The sequence below is a fragment of the Leucobacter sp. G161 genome (genome assembly GCF_001482305.1).
In the GTDB taxonomy this organism is placed as follows: domain Bacteria; phylum Actinomycetota; class Actinomycetes; order Actinomycetales; family Microbacteriaceae; genus Leucobacter.
The window spans coordinates 1-724 of record NZ_LOHP01000038.1; the positions used below are offsets into that span (position 1 = coordinate 1).

Below are 724 nucleotides of genomic sequence, written 5' to 3' on the forward strand. Positions count from 1 at the left end.
GGCGCCCCGTTTACGCGAGCGTGGGCTGCGCGGCGGGCTCGTGTACTGGGACGGCGCGGTCGAGGACGACACGCGACTGGTCGTCGCGCTCGCTCGCACGGCTGCCCGCCACGGCGCCCACATTGCGACGGGCGCGCGGGCGCTCCGGGCCACCGACCGCGAGGCGTGGATCGACGACGGCTCCGGCGAGGAGCTGCGCGTGCGGGCACGCGCGATCGTCAACGCGGCTGGCGTGTGGGCTGACGACTTCGCCCCAGGGCTCCCGCTCACGCCGAGCCGCGGCACACACCTCGTGTTCCCCTCGGCGCTGTTCGGGCACCCCCGCGCGGTCATGACGGCGCCCGTGCCAGGCCACTTCGGCCGCTACGTGTTCGTGCTCCCCCAGTCGAACGGGCTGAGCTATCTCGGCCTCACCGACGAGCTTGCCCCGGGTGCCGATGGGTACGAGCCCGGCGTGCCGGAGGAGGATGTCGACTTCCTACTCAGCATCGCGAACGCCTCGCTCGATGTCACGCTCACGCGCGACGACATGCTCAGCGCGTTCTCCGGGCTCAGGCCGCTCGTCGGCGGCGGCGCGGACTCCGCGTCTGCGTCGCGTCGGCACCTCATCATCGACACCCCGGGCCAGCCGATCACGGTCACGGGCGGCAAGCTCACCGTGTACCGGCAGATGGCAGAGGACGGCGTCGACGCCGTGCTGCGCCGGCTGGGCGAGCAGCCGCGC

Annotated in this window: 1 protein-coding gene; it reads left to right on the plus strand. The window is 73.3% G+C overall.

All coding sequences use genetic code 11. The annotated features are described in order from the left end of the window. The coding region (locus AUL38_RS03230; protein ID WP_153006452.1) for an FAD-dependent oxidoreductase at positions 1 to 724 on the plus strand (724 nt) is incomplete at both ends.